17 protein-coding genes are annotated in these 18,795 nt (G+C 73.4%); 8 read left to right on the top strand and 9 right to left on the bottom strand.

Annotated features, from left to right (window positions below):
• Positions 1-31: 31 nt before the first annotated feature.
• Both AB0367_RS31420 and AB0367_RS31415 read right to left on the bottom strand, forming a co-directional pair.
• The gene (locus AB0367_RS31420; protein WP_366230094.1) at positions 32-2,449 is read right to left on the bottom strand and encodes a PAS domain S-box protein; all 2,418 of its coding nucleotides are present in this window, start codon (positions 2,447-2,449) and stop codon (positions 32-34) included.
• An 84-nt stretch (positions 2,450-2,533) separates the two neighbouring features.
• The gene (locus AB0367_RS31415) at positions 2,534-3,643 is read right to left on the bottom strand and encodes an FAD-dependent oxidoreductase (RefSeq protein ID WP_366230093.1); all 1,110 of its coding nucleotides are present in this window, start codon (positions 3,641-3,643) and stop codon (positions 2,534-2,536) included.
• A 67-nt stretch (positions 3,644-3,710) separates the two neighbouring features.
• Between AB0367_RS31415 and AB0367_RS31410 the strand changes: the two genes are divergently transcribed.
• Entirely contained in the window at positions 3,711-4,718 is a 1,008-nt protein-coding gene (locus AB0367_RS31410; protein ID WP_366230092.1) for a PfkB family carbohydrate kinase, read from the top strand.
• 28 nt (positions 4,719-4,746) lie between these two features.
• Here AB0367_RS31410 and AB0367_RS31405 read toward each other — a convergent pair whose 3' ends face one another.
• Positions 4,747-5,139, bottom strand: coding sequence for a hypothetical protein (locus AB0367_RS31405; RefSeq protein ID WP_366230091.1), 393 nt, complete (start codon positions 5,137-5,139; stop codon positions 4,747-4,749).
• A 167-nt stretch (positions 5,140-5,306) separates the two neighbouring features.
• On the opposite strand from AB0367_RS31405, the gene AB0367_RS31400 reads away from it, so the two are divergent.
• Genes AB0367_RS31400 through AB0367_RS31385 form a run of 4 tightly spaced genes read left to right on the top strand, consistent with a single transcriptional unit; the run spans position 5,307 to position 9,109 of the window.
• Positions 5,307-7,757, top strand: a complete 2,451-nt coding sequence (locus tag AB0367_RS31400) for a nitrate- and nitrite sensing domain-containing protein (RefSeq protein ID WP_366230090.1) — start codon at positions 5,307-5,309, stop codon at positions 7,755-7,757.
• Complete coding sequence (locus AB0367_RS31395; protein ID WP_366230089.1) at positions 7,758-8,180, top strand: roadblock/LC7 domain-containing protein; 423 nt, start codon at positions 7,758-7,760, stop codon at positions 8,178-8,180.
• Positions 8,167-8,550: a DUF742 domain-containing protein gene (locus AB0367_RS31390; protein WP_366230130.1), complete on the top strand. Its 384-nt coding sequence runs from the start codon at positions 8,167-8,169 to the stop codon at positions 8,548-8,550. Before AB0367_RS31395 ends, AB0367_RS31390 begins: the two co-directional genes overlap by 14 nt.
• Complete coding sequence (locus tag AB0367_RS31385; RefSeq protein ID WP_366230088.1) at positions 8,531-9,109, top strand: ATP/GTP-binding protein; 579 nt, start codon at positions 8,531-8,533, stop codon at positions 9,107-9,109. The genes AB0367_RS31390 and AB0367_RS31385 overlap by 20 nt, the downstream gene beginning before the upstream one ends.
• On the opposite strand, the gene AB0367_RS31380 is transcribed toward AB0367_RS31385, so the two are convergent.
• Positions 9,068-10,375: an FAD/NAD(P)-binding protein gene (locus AB0367_RS31380; RefSeq protein WP_366230087.1), complete on the bottom strand. Its 1,308-nt coding sequence runs from the start codon at positions 10,373-10,375 to the stop codon at positions 9,068-9,070. The two genes, AB0367_RS31385 and AB0367_RS31380, sit on opposite strands and share 42 nt — an antisense overlap.
• Positions 10,376-10,480: 105 nt before the next feature.
• On the opposite strand from AB0367_RS31380, the gene AB0367_RS31375 reads away from it, so the two are divergent.
• Complete coding sequence (locus AB0367_RS31375) at positions 10,481-11,956, top strand: amino acid permease (RefSeq protein ID WP_366230086.1); 1,476 nt, start codon at positions 10,481-10,483, stop codon at positions 11,954-11,956.
• A 43-nt stretch (positions 11,957-11,999) separates the two neighbouring features.
• Here AB0367_RS31375 and AB0367_RS31370 read toward each other — a convergent pair whose 3' ends face one another.
• The 4 genes from AB0367_RS31370 to hrpB all read right to left on the bottom strand — a co-directional run bounded on the left by AB0367_RS31370 (position 12,000) and on the right by hrpB (position 16,972).
• Positions 12,000-12,647 carry a hypothetical protein gene (locus tag AB0367_RS31370; protein ID WP_366230085.1) on the bottom strand — a complete coding sequence of 216 codons (648 nt, stop codon included), beginning with the start codon at positions 12,645-12,647 and terminating at the stop codon, positions 12,000-12,002.
• A complete protein-coding gene (locus tag AB0367_RS31365) occupies positions 12,644-13,219 on the bottom strand; it encodes an NADAR family protein (RefSeq protein ID WP_366230084.1) in 576 nt (191 codons plus the stop codon). Before AB0367_RS31365 ends, AB0367_RS31370 begins: the two co-directional genes overlap by 4 nt.
• A gap of 74 nt (positions 13,220-13,293) precedes the next feature.
• On the bottom strand, positions 13,294-14,574 hold the full coding sequence (locus AB0367_RS31360) for a DUF1254 domain-containing protein (RefSeq protein ID WP_366230083.1): 1,281 nt from the start codon (positions 14,572-14,574) through the stop codon (positions 13,294-13,296).
• Between the two features lie 79 nt (positions 14,575-14,653).
• Positions 14,654-16,972: an ATP-dependent helicase HrpB gene (gene hrpB / locus AB0367_RS31355; protein WP_366230082.1), complete on the bottom strand. Its 2,319-nt coding sequence runs from the start codon at positions 16,970-16,972 to the stop codon at positions 14,654-14,656.
• Positions 16,973-17,006: 34 nt separating this feature from the next.
• Here hrpB and AB0367_RS31350 point away from each other — a divergent pair, with 34 nt between their 5' ends.
• A complete protein-coding gene (locus AB0367_RS31350; protein ID WP_366230081.1) occupies positions 17,007-17,825 on the top strand; it encodes a DNA-formamidopyrimidine glycosylase family protein in 819 nt (272 codons plus the stop codon).
• A 25-nt stretch (positions 17,826-17,850) separates the two neighbouring features.
• Here AB0367_RS31350 and AB0367_RS31345 read toward each other — a convergent pair whose 3' ends face one another.
• A complete protein-coding gene (locus AB0367_RS31345; RefSeq protein ID WP_366230080.1) occupies positions 17,851-18,114 on the bottom strand; it encodes a hypothetical protein in 264 nt (87 codons plus the stop codon).
• A 244-nt stretch (positions 18,115-18,358) separates the two neighbouring features.
• On the opposite strand from AB0367_RS31345, the gene AB0367_RS31340 reads away from it, so the two are divergent.
• Complete coding sequence (locus AB0367_RS31340; RefSeq protein WP_366230079.1) at positions 18,359-18,790, top strand: helix-turn-helix transcriptional regulator; 432 nt, start codon at positions 18,359-18,361, stop codon at positions 18,788-18,790.
• The last annotated feature ends 5 nt before the right edge of the window (positions 18,791-18,795 follow it).

Here is an 18,795-nt window from a genome sequence, read left to right as displayed (position 1 = left end):
CCAGCTTGCCCGACGGTTCCAAGGACACAAGTCAGGGGCGGTACGCGGGGAGGCGCACCACAATCGTCGTGCCGGGCTTGTCGCCGTGGTCGGTGACGGTGATCGTGCCGCCGTGCCGCTCCACGACCGTGCGGCTGATCGCCAGGCCGAGGCCGGCGTCGGGCCCGCCTTGGTCGCCCACCCGCAGCGTCACGCCGGCCGCGTCGCTGTCGAGGCGGATCTCCACCCGGCCGCTCGCCGGGGTGAACGTGACCGCGTTGGTGACCAGTTGGTCGACGACCTTGCGCAGCCGGGGCAGGTCGCCGGACACGGGCGCGGCGCCGCCGGGCAGCCGGACGCAGATGTCGAGATCCCTCTCCCAGGCCGCCTGCGCGTTGGCGTCGGCGACCTCGCGCACCACGGCGGCGAAGTCGAGCGGGCGCTCGCGCATCGTCACGTAGCCGCTCTCCAGGCCGGCCAGGTCGAGCAGGTCGTCGATGATCGCGCGCAGGTTCTCCGCGTCGCGGGCGATGTCGGCCAGCGACCGGGTGCGGGTGGTCTCGTCGTCGTGGTCGCGCAGCAGCAGCTCGGCGTACGACGAGATGGACGTCAGCGGCGTGCGCAGCTCGTGGCCGACCAACGCGATGAACTCGGCTTTCGCGCGGGCCAGCCGCTTGGCGAGGTCCTCGGCCCGGCGGCGCCGCAGAAACTGCCCGACGTGCGAGGCGATGCCGGAGAGCAGCGCCATGAGGGACTGCTCCGGCCGCTCGGCGGCGTCGCCGAAGAAGCTCAGCGTGCCCGTGACCCCGGTGCCGTCGCGGATCGGCACCACCAGCCCGGCCCGCAGCCCGTGCTCGGCCAGCGACGGCACGTGGAGCCGGCTGCCGACCGCGCGGATGTCCGGCACCCAGGTGGGCTGCCCGGTCTGCGAGGCCTCCGAGGCCAGGCCCGAGAGGCCCGAGAGACCCTTGCCCGGGGCGAGCAGGTCGGACGGCGGGATCTCGTAGCCCGGCTCGGTCCACATCGCCGCGTTGCGCGGCGCGTTGCCGACCTGGTCGACCAGCCACATCTCGGCGTGCGGCCAGTGCAGCGTGCGGGCCACGGTCTCGAGCAGTTCCGGGCCGGCCTCCTCGATCGTGGCCGCGTTCTCCAGGATGCGCGACACGGTGAGCTCGCACTCCAGCAGCCGTCGCGCCCGGTGCCGCTCGGTGACCTCGTGCAGGGCCGCGACCGCGCCCAGCCGGGTGCCGTCGCAGTCGCGGATCGGCTGGGCGTTGACCGTGAACGAGCGGCGCGGGCGGTCCGGCGGGTGGATGACGAACTCATCGTCGCGGATGTGCTCACCGTGGAACGCCCGCGTCAGCGGCATCTCCTCGCCGAGGATCGTGCCGCCGCCGGTCGCGCCGCGCTCCCCGGTCCACGCCTCGGCGGTCGAGAAGTTCGCGTCGTGGCCGGTGATCTCGCGCATGGCCTGGTTGAACAGGATCAGCCGGCCGCGCTCGTCGCAGGCGACCACGCCCGCGTCGAGGTTGTCGAGCAGGACACTGAGGAAGTGCCGCTCGTGGGCGAGCTGCCGCTCGGCGATGACCCGCTCGCTGATGTCGTAGATGAAGGCGTGGGCGTGCCGGCCCCGCGGGCTGTCGACGACGTTGAGCGTCAGCTCGATGGGGAACTCGGTGCCGCAGCGGTGCACGGCGTACAGCCGCAGCCGCTGGTCGATCAGGCGCGGCGGGCAGCCGTGGGCCAGCCGGGCCAGCCCGGCGCGGTGCGCGGCGTGGAACCGCTCGGGGATGATCAGCTCGTGCACGTGCTGGCCGATCGCCTCCTCGGCGGACCAGCCGAAGGTGCGCTCGGCGGCCCGGTTCCAGCGGGTGATCTCGCCGCTCAGCTCGATCGAGACGGACGCCTCCAGCGCGGTCTCCAGCACAGCGTCGGTCTCGGCCGCGGCCAGCGCGATGTCCTCGCGGGACGTCTCGGCGGCGAGCAGGACCTCTAGCAGGCCCGCGCACTCGGCGATCGCGGCGATGTCGTCGTCGGTCCAGTGCCGCGGCACCGAGTCGGTGACACAGACCGCACCGAGCGCATGGCCGCTGACGTCGTGGACGGGCTGGCCGAGGTACGCCATGATGTTCCGGCCGGGCACCACACCGAGGTCGCGCAGCATCGGGTCCTTACGGGCGTCGCGGACGACCAGCGGGCTGTCCTCGCTGGCCACGGACTGGCAGAACGAGCTCGTCGCCGGCTCGGCGCCCACCCGGTCGAGGTCCGGCGGCAGGCCGTGCCGGCCGACGACGTGGATGCGCTCGTCGTCGACGAGGGTGAGCAGGCCGACGGGGGCGGCCACCGAGCGCGCGGCGAGCCGGACCAGGCCGTCGACCGGGGCCGGTGACGAGGTCAGCAGCAGACGCGCGCGGCGCAGGGCGCGGAGCCGCTCAGGGTGCGTGAGCACGCCGGTGTCGAGTTGCGGCATACCACCCCCAACCCGCAAGAACGTGATACCGATCGTACCCGCGAAAAGGTGCAAAACGCTGCTAAAGCCGCAGTTGGGTGGCGCTCAGCGGGGCAGCAGTGCCTCTAGCCGCAGGCCGGGGATCTCGTACGGCTCGTCGAGCAGCTGCGCGGCAGCCAGCCTCGCCAGGGCGGGGGCCGTCTGGATGCCGGTGCCGCCCAGGGCCGCGAACCAGTAGAGCCCCTCGTGCCGCGGGTCCGGGCCGACGATCGGGTCGCGGTCGGGTGCGAAGGTGCGCAGGCCCGCCCAGCTGGTGCGGACCCGCTGCGGGTGCAGCGTGGTGGCGGTCGTCGCGCGCTCCACCGCCAGGCCGACGTCCCGGGGCACGGCCACGGCATCGGTCGGTGGGGACGGGGTCTCATCGGCGGGGGAGACCAGCAGGCCACCGTGCTCGGGACGGAAGTAGAAGCCTTCGCCCACGTCCATGACGAGGGGCCAGGCCGGGCTGATGCTCTCGGCCGAGACGATCGCCACGGTACGGCGCAGGTTGGTCAGGCCGGCCGGGGCCGCGCCGAGGCGGCCGGCCACGGCGTCGGCCCACGGGCCGGCCGCGTTCACGACTCGGCCGGCGCGCAGCTCGCCGCGGTCGGTGGCCAGCCGCCAGCCGTCCGGCTCGCGGGTGCCGGCCTCGAGACCGATCGCGGTGCGCAGGACGGCGCCGGCGGCGGTGGCGCGGTCGCGGTACTGCCGCTGCAGCGCGTCCACGTCGACGTCCTGGGCGGTGCGCTCGACCGCGGCCCGGGCCGCCGCCGATTCGCGCAGCACGGGGCACAGGGTCCGCGCGGCAGCCGGGTCGACCGCCCGCAGCGCCGGGTTGCCCGTCAGCAGCCGGTTGAGGCGGTCGAGGTGCTCCTCGTCGGCGACCCACACGACCGGCCGGGTGCGCAGCAGCGGCGCGCCCGACTCGGCGCCGAGCGCGTCGAGGATCGTGCGCGACGCGCGGGTGACGGCGCGAGTCTGCGGGCTGCCGAGGCTCTCGGCGAAGGCCGCGATGGAGCGGCCCGTCGTGTGATACGCGAACTGGTTCTCCCGCTCGAGTAGCACGATGCGCGACTGCGGCCGGGCGCCGCCTGACCGCTCGACCAACCGGCCATCCAGCTCGGCGAGCTCGGCGGCGAGGGCCAGGCCGGCGATGCCCCCGCCGATGATCGCCACGTCTGCGCGTTCGATACCCCCGATTGTCGCAGGGAATGAAGCGCGCCGAGCAGGGTACCGGCGGCCGGTGCAAACCTCAGGCAACTTCGCCGCGCTGGCCGACGGCTGGCGCGACGCTTCGGTGCTCGTCGTCGGGGACGCGCTGCTGGACGGCTGGCTTTGTGGTACCCCCACCCGGTTGAGCCGCGAGGCCCCGGTGCCCGTGATCGCGCTCGACACCACCCGCGAGGTGTGCGGCGGCGCGGCGAACACCGCGGCGAACTTCGCCGCCCTCGGTGCGCGGGCCACCCTGATCGGCGCGGTCGGCGACGACGACGCCGGCGCCCGCCTGCGCACCTGCGTATGGGACAGCGGCGTGGCCGACCGCCTGGTGACCGCGGTCGGCCGGCGCACGGTCACCAAGCGGCGCGTGGTCGCCGACGGCTACGTCCTGGTCCGCTTCGACGACGGCGACACCGGCCCGCTGAGCCCGATCGCCGCCGAGACGCTCGTGCGCCGGCTCGACGAGGCGCTGCGGACCGACCCGCGCCCGGACGCGGTCGTCGTCTGTGACCACCGCATCGGCGCGCTCGGGCGAGAGGTCCGCGCGCTGCTGGCCGCGCGCCGCCTCGACATGCCGCTGCTCGCCGTGGACGCGCACGACCTCGCGCCGTGGGCGGCGGTCGGCCCCGACCTGGTGACGCCGAACCGGGACGAGGTGAGCCGGGTGATGGGCCGCGAGCCGGGCCAAGCCGCCAAGGGCTCCAGCGCCGAGTTCGACCGGGAGCGAGACCGCGGCCAGTTGCTGCGGCACACCGGGGCGGCCGTCGTCGCGGTGACGCTCGACGCGGAGGGATCGGTCGTCATGGGCCTCGACGGCGAGACGGTCGCCACCGCCGCGCCGCCGGCCCGCGTCGCACACGCGGCCGGCGCCGGTGGCGCCTATCTGGCCGGGTTCGTCCTGGCCCGGCTCGCCGGCGCCGGGCTGGCCGAGGCGGCGGACGTGGCGCAGCGCTGCGCCTCGATGGCGATCCGGGGCGTCGGCACGGCCGTGGTGCCGCAGAACTTGGGTGTACCGCAGCGGGAGCTCGACTGATTCCCGGCGGATGCCGCTGCTCGAGGAGCTAGCCGAGCGTGGTCTCGGCGTGCGGCTCGCCGTCGGCGCAGGTCACGACCACCCGCACCTCACGGCCGTCGGTCTTGAACGTGACGCGGGACTGCGGCGCCGGCGCCCGGTCCGCGCTCACGATGTGGAATCCGGCCGCCGGGCGGAGGTACACCACCCGCACCTGGCCCTTGTCACACCCGGCCATGACGTTGCCGCCGGGCGTGCGCAGGAGCGTCGGCGAGCCCGGGGACGGTGACGGCGAGGCCGGTGGGCTCACACCGGGCGCCGGTCGCGTGGCCTTGATCAGCGCTTCGCGGGCCGCGCTGACCCGGCCGAGGCTGAACGCGCTGAGCGCCACCGCGCAGATGGTCCAGGCCGTGATCGCCAGCACCCAACGTGCAACCCGCATGCCGCCGGGTTGCCCTGGGACGGGTCGCCCACACCGGGCAAAGGGCGAGATAGGGGACGAGACCGGTTTCTAGCCCGAACCACCTTACTGGTGACTTCCGGCGCTTGGTGTCCGTATCATGCCCGAGGCGCCATCCTCTGTCCGCGACGCACCGAGGAACCGACCGCATGAAGAGTCCTTCGTGGAGAATCCGCACCTGGTCGATCCGCACGAAGATCATCACGCTGTTGCTGCCGCCGCTGGCCTCGCTCGTGGTCATGTGGGTGTTCGCGACGACCCTGACCGCCGGCGCCGCAGGGGAACTGTTCAACAGCCAGACGTATTACGCGCTGAGCGGTAAGCCCTCCGAGAACGTGATCGTCGAGCTGCAGCGCGAGCGCAAGCTGACGCAGGTGTTCCTGGCCACCGGGCGCCCGGAGGGCCGGCCCGAGACCGCGGCGCTCAACGACCAGCGGGCCAAGGTCGACGGCGTGCTTGCCGACTTCCGCCAGCGCGCCGACGACTCCAGCCTGCGCGACGCGCTCCCCGAGTTGGCCCGCGGCCGGCTGCAGGAGGTGATCGCCGCGTTCGACAAGCTCACCAACGACCGCACCGCCATTTCGCTCGGGCAGGAGGACCGCGCCGAGGCGATGGAGGCGTACAACCGGCCGATCGACGCGATCTACCGCTGGTACAACGCCCTGCCCGGCATCAGCGACACCGAGCTCAACCGCGACGCCCGCACGGACATCGCCACCAGCCGCGGCCGTGACCTGCTCTCCCGCGAAGACGCGCTGATCAACGGTGCCGCGGCGGCCGGCAAGTTCCAGAAGACCGAGTCGGCCGACCTGATCGCGGTCATCGGCGCCAAACGCCTCGCCTACGCCGATGCGGTCGCCGAGCTGCCCGCCAAGGGCCTGGAGCTCTGGAACCCGATCGCCGCCAGCGTCTCCTACCGGCAGGTGCAGGAGCTCGAGAACAAGATCATGTCGGACGCGCGGCCCGGCGCGGCGCTGCCGATCGACGTGAACGCCTGGCGCGAGGCCTATGACAAGCTCTTCGAGCAGCTGCGCCACCTCGACCTGCGCTTCGGCGAGCTGATCGTGGCGGGGGCCGGCCCGGTCGGCATGGCGATCGTGCTGCGCCTGGTCGCCGCAGGCGTGCTCGGCCTCATCGCGGTGCTGGTCTCGATCCTGCTGTCGATCCGGATCGGCCGATCGCTGATCCGCCGCCTCGTCGGCCTGCGCCAGGACGCGCAGGATCTCGCCGACGTGCGCCTGCCCGAGCTCGTCGCCCGGCTGCGCAAGGGCGAGCAGGTCGACGTCGTGGCCGCGGCGCCCCCGCTGGAGTACGGCACGGACGAGATCGGCAAGGTGGGCAACGCGTTCAGCGCCGTGCAGCGCACCGCCGTGCAGTCCGCGGCGCACGAGGCCCAGCTGCGGCAGGGGCTCAACGAGGTCTTCCTCAACATCGCGCGGCGCAGCCAGACGCTGCTGCACCGCCAGCTGGGCCTGCTGGACCGCATGGAGCGGCGCACCACCGACCCGGAGGAGCTGGAGGACCTCTTCCGCGTCGACCACCTCGCCACGCGCATGCGCCGCCACGCCGAGGACCTGGTCATCCTGGCCGGCGCCGCGCCCGGCCGGGGCTGGCGCAACCCGGTGCCGATGGTCGACGTGATCCGGGGCGCGGTCTCCGAGGTGGAGGATTACGCGCGGGTCGGGTTCCTCGCCCTGCCGGAGGCGTCGCTGGTCGGCCGCGCCGTCGCCGACGTCATCCACCTGCTCGCCGAGGTCATCGAGAACGCCACCGCCTACTCGCCGCCGCACACCCGGGTGCAGATCAGCGGGCAGCTGGTCCCGAACGGATACGCGATCGAGATCGAGGACCGCGGCCTGGGCATGGCGCCCGGGGCGATCGAGGAGGCCAACCAGCGGCTGCTGCATCCGCCGGAGTTCGACCCGGCCAACAGCGCCCGGCTGGGCCTGTTCGTCGTGGCGCTGCTCGCCGCGCGGCACGGGGTGCGGGTCACGCTGCGCGCCTCGGCATACGGCGGCATCACCTCGGTCGTGCTCGTCCCGCCGCACCTGATCACCGGCGCGACGCACGAGCTCACCGCGCCGACGCCGGCGCAGGAGCACCGGGTGGTCGCCGAGACGGTGCTGGAGCTGGAGCCCGCGGACATGGTGCGCCCGACGCTCGCCGACGCCGGACGGTCGCCGCACCTGTCGGTCGTTCCCGACGCGATCGTGGTCTCCGATGCGGTCGTGCTCCCCGAGCCGGTCACCCCCGAGCCGGTCGATGTGCCGGCGGCGGCCGCGCCGCCGCCTGCCATCCCGGCGCAGCGGCAACCGGACGACGCGCGGACGAAGGTGCCCGCGCTCACCGACGACGGGCTGCCGCGCCGCCGCCGCCAGGCGAGCCTCGCGCCGCAGCTGCGCGAGCGGGCCGCAGAGGAGCTGACCGTGGACGGCATCCCGGCGGCGCAGTTCGCGACCACCACGGTCGGCGGGCGCTCGCCCGAGCAGACCCGCGCCATGATGACATCGCTGCAGGCCGGGTTCACCCGCGGCCGGCGCGACGCCGGGCAGACCCCGATCGACGACACGGCCATGAACACACCGGAAAGGGACGAATAGGTGACGCACTCCACGAGCCGGACCGGCAAACTCGACTGGCTTCTCGACGACCTCGTCGAGCGGGTCGAGTCGGCGCAGCACGCCGTGGTGCTCTCCGCCGACGGGCTGCTCATGGGCGCTTCAAACGGGCTCGGCCGCGACGACGCCGAGCACCTCTCGGCCGTGGCGTCCGGGTTTCAGAGCCTGGCGCGCAGCGCGGGGCGGCAGTTCAAGGGTGGTGCCGTCCGTCAGACCATCGTGGAGATGGACGACGCGTTCCTGTTCGTCACCGCCGCGGGACAGGGTGCGTGCTTAGCGGTACTCAGCGCCGCCGACTCCGACATCGGCGTGATCGCCTACGAGATGGCGATGCTGGTGACCAGGGTCGGGCAGTACCTCACCGCGCCGTCACGACCGGGCGTCTCGCATGATGCCGCAGGGTGAACACGACTGGCTGGACTCCGACGCCGGCCCGGTGGTGCGTCCATACGCCGTGACGGGCGGCCGCGCCAAGCCCGCCGTCGGCGCCTTCGACCTGGTCGCGTTCGTTGTGAGCAGGGTCGACGGCTCGGGCGAGCGGCACCTGCTACCCGAGCAGCGCGCGATCCTGGCGCGCACCAACGAGCCGGTGTCCGTCGCCGAGCTCGCCTCTTATCTCGATCTCGCGCTCGGCGTTGTGCGCGTTCTGCTGGGCGACCTGCTCCAGCAGGGGCTGATCGAGATGCACGAACCGGAGTACGACCAGTCCGTCGGGCCGCTGCGGCCCGACGATCGCATCCTCAAGGCGGTTGTCAATGGCCTCCGAGCGCTCTGACGGTCACGTCCCCCTCGCGGTGAAGATCCTCATCGCGGGCGGGTTCGGCGTCGGCAAGACCACGCTCGTCAGCGCGGTGAGCGAGATCCGTCCCCTGCAGACGGAGGAGGTGCTCACCAACGTCGGCGTCGGCATCGACGACGTGCACGGCGTCGAGGCCAAGCGGACCACGACCGTCGCGATGGACTTCGGCCGGATCAGCATCAACCAGGACATCGTCCTCTACCTCTTCGGTACCCCGGGCCAGGACCGGTTCTGGTTCCTGTGGGATGAGCTGGCCCTGGGCGCGCTCGGCGCCGTGGTGCTGGCCGACACCCGGCGACTGGACGACTGCTTCCCGTCGGTGGACTATTTCGAGCGGCGCAACACCCCTTTCCTGGTCGCCGTGAACTGCTTCGACGGCGTGCAGAAGCACAACTCCGAGCAGGTCGCCAAGGCGCTGGACCTCGACCCGGAGGTGCCGGTCGTGCTCTGTGACGCCCGCGACCGCCGTTCGGCCAAGGACGTGCTGATCGCGTTAGTTGAGCACGTGATGACGCGTAAGCAGGTAGCGGCCTAGATCCCTCGCCTGGGCGCGGATCTCCGGCACCGCGGTCGTCTCCCACCAGGCCCCGCGGCGGGTCGGCCCGACCGCGAAGAGGTTCTCGACCGGCTCGCCGTCACGGTCGATGAGCCGCCCCAGCCCGTCCACGTCCAGGCCGATGCCGGTGGCGTCGCGCCGGGCCAGGCCGTCGTCGAGCAGCGCCCGCCCGAGCGTGCCGGTCGCCGCGCCGCCCGGGCCCGTGCAGTTCACGATCGCGCCGACCGGGATCGCCGCGTCGTCGACGGTGACCACGAAGCCGCGCTCGCCACGGCGGATCGCGCGGATCTTGCCCGATCGGACCGTCAGCGCGCCGCTGTCGCGCAGGCTGCGGATCTTCTCCGCGACCGGCGGCGCCATGCGGTGACGGTGCACCTCCCAGTACGCGGCCACGTGGCGCAAGAAGCGGCCCCGGGCGTCGACCGACAGCTGCCACCACAGGTGGTCGATCTGTGGCCGGATCGCGTCCACGGCCGAGCGCCAGTCCGGCTGGGTCGCGGCATACTCCCGCACCGCGCGCAGCAGCCCGGCCAACCCGGTGCCGTGATAGGCGAACGCGGCGTCCCCGGCCGGCTGACGCTCCAGGTGCGGCTGCGGTAGCAGCCCGCGGCGCGAGACGGCGAGCAACGGCGCCCGCCGGCCCCGTCCATGCAGGGTGAGGGCGACGTCGAGCGCGGTCAGGCCGGTGCCGATCAGCAGCACTGGCAGATCGCCCGGCACCCGGTCCAGCGCGCCCGGGGTCCACGGGTTTCCCACATAGTAGGGGTGGGTCCGCACCGCCGAGGTGATCGCCAGCGGGCCGGCCGGCGCGCCGTGTCCGAGCGCCAGCACGACCTGGTCGGCGGCGATCTCGCCGCCGCCGCGCAGCAGAACCGCGCCGTCCGGCCGCACCCGGGTCGCGACCGCGCGCATGTGGACGAACGGCACCCGGCGCAGCCGGTCGTGCACGTAGTCGCCGTAGACCGCGCGCGGCGCGAAGTCCGCCGGGCCGATGGAAAGCTCCTGCTCGCGGCACCATTCGACGAAGTCGTCGGGGGCGTCGGCGAGCGCGCTCATCGCCGCAGCGCGCGAGTTGAGCAGGTGAGCCAGGTCCGTGGTGCGATACGCCGCGCCGCGGCCGAGTCCATGCGACGGCGCCGGATCGACGATCACTACTTCCCGCGCCGAGTCGTCGCGCAGGTGGATCGCCGCCAGCGCCCCGCTACAGCCGCCGCCTACCACGACGGTGGTGCCCGTCCGCCCCATCGTTCACCGCCCTTCGGTTCAAATCCTATTTAAGAGATAGGTTTAATGGTACTGCGACAAGCCACGGACGTGTAGCAGGGTGGTCCTGCGGGCATGTCGAGGGGCATGTCGTCCCTCTTTCGCACCAAGTCGATCGAGCAGTCGATGCGGGACACCGACGAGCCCGGTCGCAGGCTCCGCAAGAACCTCTCCGCCTTCGACCTGACCGTCTTCGGCGTCGGGGTGATCATCGGCACCGGCATCTTCGTGCTCACCGGGCAGCAGGCGGCGCGCAACGCGGGGCCCGCGATTGTGCTGTCGTTCGCGCTCGCCGGCGTCGTGTGCACGCTCGCGGCGCTGTGCTACGCGGAGTTCGCCTCGACGGTGCCGGTCGCGGGGTCGGCGTACACCTTCTCCTATGCCACCCTCGGCCAGTTCATCGCGTGGATCATCGGCTGGGACCTCTGCCTGGAGCTGGCGCTCGGCGCGGCCGTGGTGTCGCGGGGCTGGTCGGCGTATCTGCAGGCGCTCTTCGACCTGCCGACCTGGCTCGCCGGTGACCTGGCCCGGCCCGACCTCGGCGCCGCGTTCATCGTCGTGGCGCTCACCGTCGTGGCCATCCTCGGCGCCAAGCTCTCCGGCCGGGTGACCGGCGCGCTGGTGATCATCAAGGTGGCGGTCGTCCTCTTCGTCATCGGCCTAGGCCTGTTCTTCGTCAAGGCGGCGAACTACACCCCGTTCGTCCCGCCGGCACGGCCCGCGGCGAAGGAGTCCGGCGGCGACGCGCCGCTGCTGCAGGTGCTCGCCGGCATTACGCCGCAGCACTTCGGCTGGTTCGGCGTCGTCGCGGCCGCGTCGATCGTCTTCTTCGCGTACATCGGCTTCGACGTCGTGGCGACCACCGCCGAGGAGACCCGCCGCCCGCAGCGCGACGTGCCCTGGGGCATCATCGGCTCGCTGGTGATCTGCGGCGTGCTGTACATGGCCGTGTCGTTCGTGGTCACCGGCATGGTCCCCTACGGCGAGCTGGACACCGCCGCACCGCTGGCCAAGGCCTTCGACCTGACCGGGCAGGGCTGGGCGGCCGCCCTGATCTCCCTCGGCGCGGTCTGCGGCATCACCTCGGTCATCCTGGTGCTGCTGCTGGGCCAGGCCCGGGTCTCCTTCGCGATGGCCCGCGACGGGCTGCTGCCGCCGGTGCTCGCGAAGGTCCACCCCCGCTACGGCACCCCGTGGGTGATGTCCGCGATCACCGGCGCGGTCGTGATGGTGCTCGCCGCGTTCGTGCCACTGTCAGAGTTGTCCGAGCTGACCAGCATCGGCACGCTGTTCGCGTTCGCGGTCGTCTCGATCGGCGTGGCGGTGCTGCGCCGCACCCATCCCGACCTGCCCCGCGCCTTCCGCGCCCCGCTGGTGCCGTGGCTGCCCGCCGCGAGCGTGCTGGCGAGCGTCTGGCTGATGCTCAACCTGCCCGTGATCACCTGGGCGCGGTTCCTCGTCTGGATGGTGGCCGGGCTGGTGCTGTACTTCTCCTACGGCATGCGCCGGGCCAACCTGGCCGCCGAGCGGTCGCAGAACCGGTCGGCGACGCCGTCGTCGTAGCCCTCGCGTTGGGGTCGAGCTGGTGCCTGCCGGCCGATAGCGGTCAGCGCAGGCCCAGGGTCGCGAGGACACGGCGGGTGGTCTCGGCGATCGGGCGGAGCACCGCGGAGCGGACCCACCTGGCCGGCGGGACCACCAGCGTCCGCCAGGCCCAGGACACCGGGATGACGATGAGGTAGCGCCACAGCAGCACCACGGAGTGGTTCCAGGCCCAGGCGACCGCCTTGGCCACCGGGACCACGACGTAGATCCCGATGAACGCGAGGACGTATCCGATCGGGCGCAGCAGGTAGCGGTACAGCAGGTTCAGCGCCCAGCCGACCGCCTTCGCCATCTCCAGCAGCACCCGGCCCAGCAGGTGCCAGAACGGGCCGAGCGCGCGGACGAACCACACCAGCCCGTTCCATAGCGCCGTGAACAGCGGGGCCAGGATGTGCTCGGCCACCCAGACCAGCGGCCGCCACAGCACGTGCACCGTGATCCAGCGGATCGGCACCCACAGCCCGTAGTACAGGACCGGGTACAGCACGTACCGCCAGATCGGAACCCCGACGTATCGCCAGAGGAAGCGCATGACGATCGTGAGCAGGTCCCAGGCCAGCTTGAACGGCACCACGAAGATGACCGCCAGCACCCGGATCGGCCAGGCCAGCCATCCCGGCAGCGGCTCGACCTCGTCCCTGGCGCTCATGAGCGCGCCAGACCCGGTGCCGCCAGCTCGAAGCGGGCGCGCATGAGGGCGAAGCCGAGCAGGTTGAGGCCGCGCCAGCGGGCGGGCTCGTCCGCGGACGCGTCGCCGGCGGCCAGGCCGATGCCCCAGATCCGGTCCAGCGGGCTGGCCTCGACGAGCACCCGGTCGCCGGTGCCGAGCAGGAAGGCGCGCAGGTCGTCGTGGGCGGCGAACTTCGCGATGCTGCCGGCGACCACGATGCCGAACCGCTCCCGCGCCCAGGTCTCCTCGTCAAACCCGGCGATGCGCCGGCCGAGGGTCTTCGCCTCGTTCGGATGCGAAACGTCCAGCACCCGCGCGGCGATGGCGTCGTCGCCGAAGAGCTTGGCCTTGCGCCACATCATGTAGTGCTCGGCGGACCGGAACCCGACACCGTCCACCTCGAACGCGGCCGGCCACCACTGGCTCAGGCAGCTCGCCCCGATCGTCCCGTCGGGCCGCGGGCGATGGCCCCAGAAGTGCAGGTACTTGACGAGGGATCCAGACTCGATGAGCCGGAGCAGCTCGGGGGTGCAGGACGGTGGCGCGGACATGCAGCGAGTCTGCCCGACCCTCGCCACCGGTTATGTCGGGAATCACTGCTCCCGGCGGTGGGCAAGATCACCCGTCACCGCACGGTTTCCACGAGTGGGGGCAGGTGGTACTCGTCGCGCAGGATCGCGTCCGCGGGCGCGTAGACGCGCAGTACCGGGTGGAACTCGCCCCACGGCGCGGGCAGCCAGTTGGGCAGGGCCGCCGGATCGTCCGGGCGGTCGTGCTGGATCAGGATCGTGACCGAGCCGTCGGGGTCGGTGCGCAGGCCGGGCGTGCCGGCACCGACCGAGTGCTTGTCCAGCTCGTTGGGGACGAGGCGGGAGCCCGGCCCGTCGTACATCGCCAGGGACCAGCCCCCGGCCGACGGCGGCGGCGGGTCTAGGCGCAGCGTGTACGCGCGGTCGCCGGCCAGCCGAACGCCGTCGCGGTCCTTGTGGACGGTGGGGTCCACGGCCTCGTACGCATGGTGGCCCCACAGCCGGGTGCGGGCCGCGACCGCGCGCACGTGGTGCGCCGTGTCGCGGTCCGGCAGCGTCCACTGTGGGGCGTCAACGGTGCCGACCTCGAAGTAGTCGAGGTTGTAGTCGAACGTGTGCAGGTCGTTCGTCCAGCCGTTGACCAGCGCGGCGTGCTCGGTCGTGGCCGCCTCCTCGAGCGCCTCGCGGCCGCGATCGAGGCCCTCGCGTATCGCGGCGCGCTGCTCGCGCGGCATGGTCGGATACGGCGAGTTCCCGCCGTCGAACAGCCCCAGCGGCGCGAACCGGCGCTGGAAGCGCCGCTCGGCGGGGGAGGGCGGAAACGCGGCGAGGCTGCGCCGCAGCGTCTCGAGGAAGATCAGCTCGTCCGGCACGCCGGCCTGCGGATGGGGCAGGCCGTCCAGGGACACGCGGGGGTACATCCGGTCGATGGTGAGGGCGTCCTGCAGGGCGTGCACGCCGGGCCCGACGCCGAAGCGGGCGATCAGCGTGGTGATCATCGTCGGCACCCGGATGACCTCGGCAGCGGGCGCCTCCCGGCCGGCCCAGCCGGGCGGCACGAGCAGGAACTCGCGCTCCTCGTCGGGGGTGGTGCGGCTGCCGACGTACGCGAAGTTGTCCGTCCACGCGTCGACGAACTGGACCACGTGGTAGCGGCCGCCGGTGTCGGGCACGCGCAGCCACAGCGGGCCGCCGGACAGGTCGAGCTGGGCGATGGAGTACAGCAGGTCGGGGTTGGCGTTGGGCGTGTCAGGAACGCTCCGCTGGTGTACGAACGCGTTGAAGACGGATGCGGTGCCGACGGCTTGCAGGTCCTGCAGCAGGGGATAGCCGTAGCCGTACGCCTCGGCGGCCAGCGCGGGCAGGTCGTCTCTCACAGGCAGCCTCCCTCGTCCTGCCTTCCAGCGTCCGGTGCGGGCCGGTGACGATCGGGTGAGGCCGGGGGTGGGTGTTGGGTCAGCGGCGCGGGTTGGCCCGCCGTGTTGGCGGTGCGGTCGTCGGGTCCTCGGGCCACGGATGACGCGGATAGCGGCCGCGTAGCTCCGCGCGCACCTGCGGATAGCCGGTGCGCCAGAACGACGCCAGGTCGCGGGTGACGGCGACCGGGCGTCCGGCGGGGGAGAGCAGGTGCAGCAGCACCGGCCGGCCGCCGACCTCCGGCGTGCGCGCCAGCCCGAACATCTCCTGCACCTTGACCGCGAGCACCGGCCCCGCCGGGTCGGCGTAGTCCAGCCGGACCGCCGACCCGCTCGGCACCGCGAGCCGCTCCGGCGCCAGCAGGTCCAGGTCCTTCGCCTGCGGCCACGGCAGCCGCGCCTGCAGCGCGGTGTGCAGGTCCGTGCCGTCCGCCATAGACTCGATGACGGCCTCGTCACGCACGTCGGGCCACGGCGCGCCAACCGCGCGGTGCAGGAAGTCCAGGCGGTGGCGCAGCGGGGTCCACGGCACGCCCTCGCGCCGCAGCCGCTCCCGCCGGGCCGCCTCGGCCAGCTCCGCGGGCGCCGCGCCGATCTGCCGCTGCGACAGCACGATCGCGCCGAGCCGCTCGACCCGCCGCACCCCGGTGGCGCTCGCCTCGTCCGCGGTGGACAACAGCGCCGCGCCGGCCTCGCGGGCGATGTCCTCGTCGATCGCGGCGGCGAGCCGGATGCGTGCGTTGACGCGCCCCGCCGGCCGGTCCGCGGCCGCGATCGCCAGCCACTGATGGCCCTGCAGAGACGAGCCGCCGGCGAGCTCGGCCTCGGTGCCGCCGGCCATGAGGTAGCCGTCGCGGCGACGCCGGGCGATGCGCTCCGGGTATGCCAGGCCGGCGATGATGCCCGCCGCCCGGTCCGCGTTCGTGTCGCGCTCGACCGGGTTCTCGATCATGCGGTACAGCAGGCCGGCTTCCGCCCGCCACCGGTCAGTGGTCCGTCGTGCCGCGGCCAGGTCGTCGGTCGGCAGGGCGTCCTGCGCCAGCACGGCCACAACCTCGGCGGCGTTGCGCGCCCCGACGATCGGCGCCCCGTCCAGCAGCGCCCGGGCGAGTCGCGGATGCGCCCCGACCCGGGCGATGCGCCGCCCGCGCTCGGTGACATCGAGGCGCTCGTCCACCGCGCCGAGCGCCCGCAGCGTCTCCCGGGCCACCCGCAGCGCGGCCTCCGGCGGCGCGTCCGGCAGCGCGAGCCCCGTGCCGTCGGGCCGCCCCCAGCACGCCAGCGCCAGCGCGAACCCGGTCAGCTCGGCGGTGCGTACCTCGGGCTCCGGCCGTGCCGGGAGGCGCTCGTCGTCCGCCGGGGACCAGCACTTGTACACCACCCCGGCCCCCTCCCGCGCGGCGCGCCCGGCCCGCTGCGCGGCGCCGGCCCGGGAGACCCGGACGGTCGCCAGCGACCCGAGCCCGCGGGCGAGGTCGGTGCGCGGCACCCGCGCGAGCCCGGCGTCGACCACGACCCGCACGCCCGGGACGGTCAGGCTGCTCTCGGCCACCGCGCTCGCCACGATCACCCGCCGTCCGCCCCGCTGGGTGAGCGCCTCGTCCTGCGTCGCCGCCGGGAGCCGTCCGTGCAGCGCAACGGTCGGGATCTCGGGGATTCGGCGGCGTACACCCTCGATCTCCGCGACGCCGGGCAGGAACGCCAGGATGTCGTGCTCCGTCTCCCGCCAGGCCGCCCTGATCGTCTGCGCGACATGGTCGAGGAACGCGGGCTCGGCCCCGACGTGCGGCCGGCGCGGCGGCGCCCAGCGCACCTCGAGCGGGAACGGCGGGCTGTCGGCCTCGATCACCGCGGCGTCGAGGATCTCCCGGAACCGCCGCACGTCGACGGTCGCCGAGGCGGCCAGCAGCCCGAGGTCGGGCCGGATCGTCTGCCGCGCCTCGATGAGGAACGCGGTCGCGAGGTCGGTGTCCAGGTGCCGCTCGTGGCACTCGTCGATCATCACCGCGCCGACGCCGGGCAGCTCGGGGTCCGCGAGCAGCCGCTGCACCAGCAGCCCGGTCGTGACCACCTCGACCCGGGTGTCGCGGCCGACCCGGCGATCGCCGCGCACGGAGTACCCGACGGTCTGGCCCACCGGCTCGCCGCGCAGCTCGGCCATGCGCCGCGCCGCGGCCCGGGCCGCGATCCGCCGCGGCTCCGCCACGACGATCCGCCCGTCGAGCCCGTCGGCGAGCGCGAGCGGCACGAGCGTCGTCTTCCCGGTCCCGGGCGGCGCGACGAGCACCGCCGCACCCGCCTCCACGGCCCCGACGACCCGGTCGAGCACCGCGGCGACGGGCAGCTCCGGTTCTCCCACGCGGACATCCTCGCAGGGCGCTAACCTCGCCAGGGTGCCGGAGCTTCCCGAGGTCGAGTCGGCCCGCGCCGTCCTGCGGCGGCACGCGCTCGGGCGCCTCATCGTTGACGTCGACGACGCGGACACCTACGTGTGCCGCCCCCATCTGCCCGGCGAGATTCGCGCGGCCCTGCTGGGGCGGCGGCTGACCGAGGCCAACCGGCGCGGCAAGAGCATGTGGTGCGAGACCTCGGGCCTGCGCGGCTCCCGGGTGGCCGGCCCGGCTCTCGGCATCCACCTCGGCATGTCGGGCAAGGTCGTGTTCGCCGGCGGGGACGGGCTGGAGGTGGACGGCGGTGACTACTGGCGGCGCGGGCGGGCACAGGGAGATCACCGGTTCACCCGGTTCTCGCTCGGTTTCGAGGACGGCACGAGCCTGCTGCTGCTGGATCCCCGGCGGCTCGGCCGCGTGCGCCTCGACCCACCGGTCGAACGGCTGGGGCCGGATGCCGGTGAGATCACCCCGGCCCAGTTCCGGGCGGTGATGGCGCGGGGCACGGCGCCGGTCAAGGCTCGCCTGCTCGACCAGGAGGCGGTCGCCGGGGTGGGCAACCTGCTCGCCGATCAGACGCTCTGGCTGGCCAAGGTCAATCCGGCGCGGACGGTCGGCGGCCTGTCACGCGCGGAGGTCGACCGGCTCCACCGCGGGCTGCGGGCCGCCGTCGCCGCGGCCCTCGACGGCGGTGGCGTCCACGCGCTGTCGGTCGTCCCGGCCCGGCGAGCCGACGCCGTCTGTCCGAGGTGCGGGGCGCCGATGCGGCGCGGCACGGTCGGCGGCCGGACGACCTGGTGGTGTTCGCGCGAACAGTCCTAGGCATCGGCGAGGTGGAGCGCGGCCGTCAGGCGGCGGCGCCGGCGAGCGCCGGCGCCATGGCGCGGGTGCACAGCTCGCGCGCCCACTGGATGCGGCCGAGCGCGACCTCGGGGTGGTCGCCGAACACCTCGGCGGCGCGGGCGTAGCACTCGTCGGGCCCGAGCCGTTCGAGGGTGCGGTCGACGGTCTCGCGGATGGTGGCGTCGTCGAGGTCGCTCGACTTGGGGGCGTCGGAGACGAACAGAGCCATGCACAGGACCGGGTCAACCGGGCAAGTCGTGGTCGTCATCGTGATCACCTGTTCAACGGGTCTGGGTGTTGACTCCACCGTCTCTCGTACCGTCGCACCACGACCTCGGCGCCAGCGGGATTCTCCGGCTACGGGTTTCCGCACCAGGGGATACCTGCTGGCAGGTATGCCCGCCTCGGTAAGCATCACCCTCGGGGCAGGAGCGCCCCTTATGGGTACTTTTATGCCCGTAAGGCCTAGCCGCCCTAGGCGGCGAGGCGGTTCTCAGGGCAGGCTGTCAGCTGTGACCAGCAGACCCGACCCTCGCCTGCGCGACCTCGCCCTGCTGCGCCGCGTCCGCGACCGGATCGACCGTGACTACGCGCAGCCGCTGGACGTCGAGGCGCTGGCGCGCGGCGTCCATCTCTCGGCCGGACACCTGAGCCGGGAGTTCCGTGCCGCCTATGGCGAGTCGCCCTACAGCTACCTCATGACCCGGCGCATCGAGCGCGCCATGACCCTGCTGCGACGCGGCGACCTGTCGGTCACCGAGGTCTGCTTCGCGGTCGGCTGCTCGTCACTGGGCACCTTCAGCACGCGGTTCTCCGAGCTGGTCGGCATGTCGCCGAGCAGGTATCGCCGCCTGGCCGCCGAACACGCCGGTGGCATCCCCGCGTGCGTCGCCAAGCAGGTCATGCGACCGATCCGGAATCGGACGATCGCTCCGGCCGGCTAGTCCGC

Origin of the sequence: Dactylosporangium sp. NPDC051484 (assembly GCF_040689395.1) — a bacterium.
GTDB lineage: Bacteria > Actinomycetota > Actinomycetes > Mycobacteriales > Micromonosporaceae > Dactylosporangium.
This window is presented reverse-complemented; position numbering and strand designations above follow the sequence as displayed.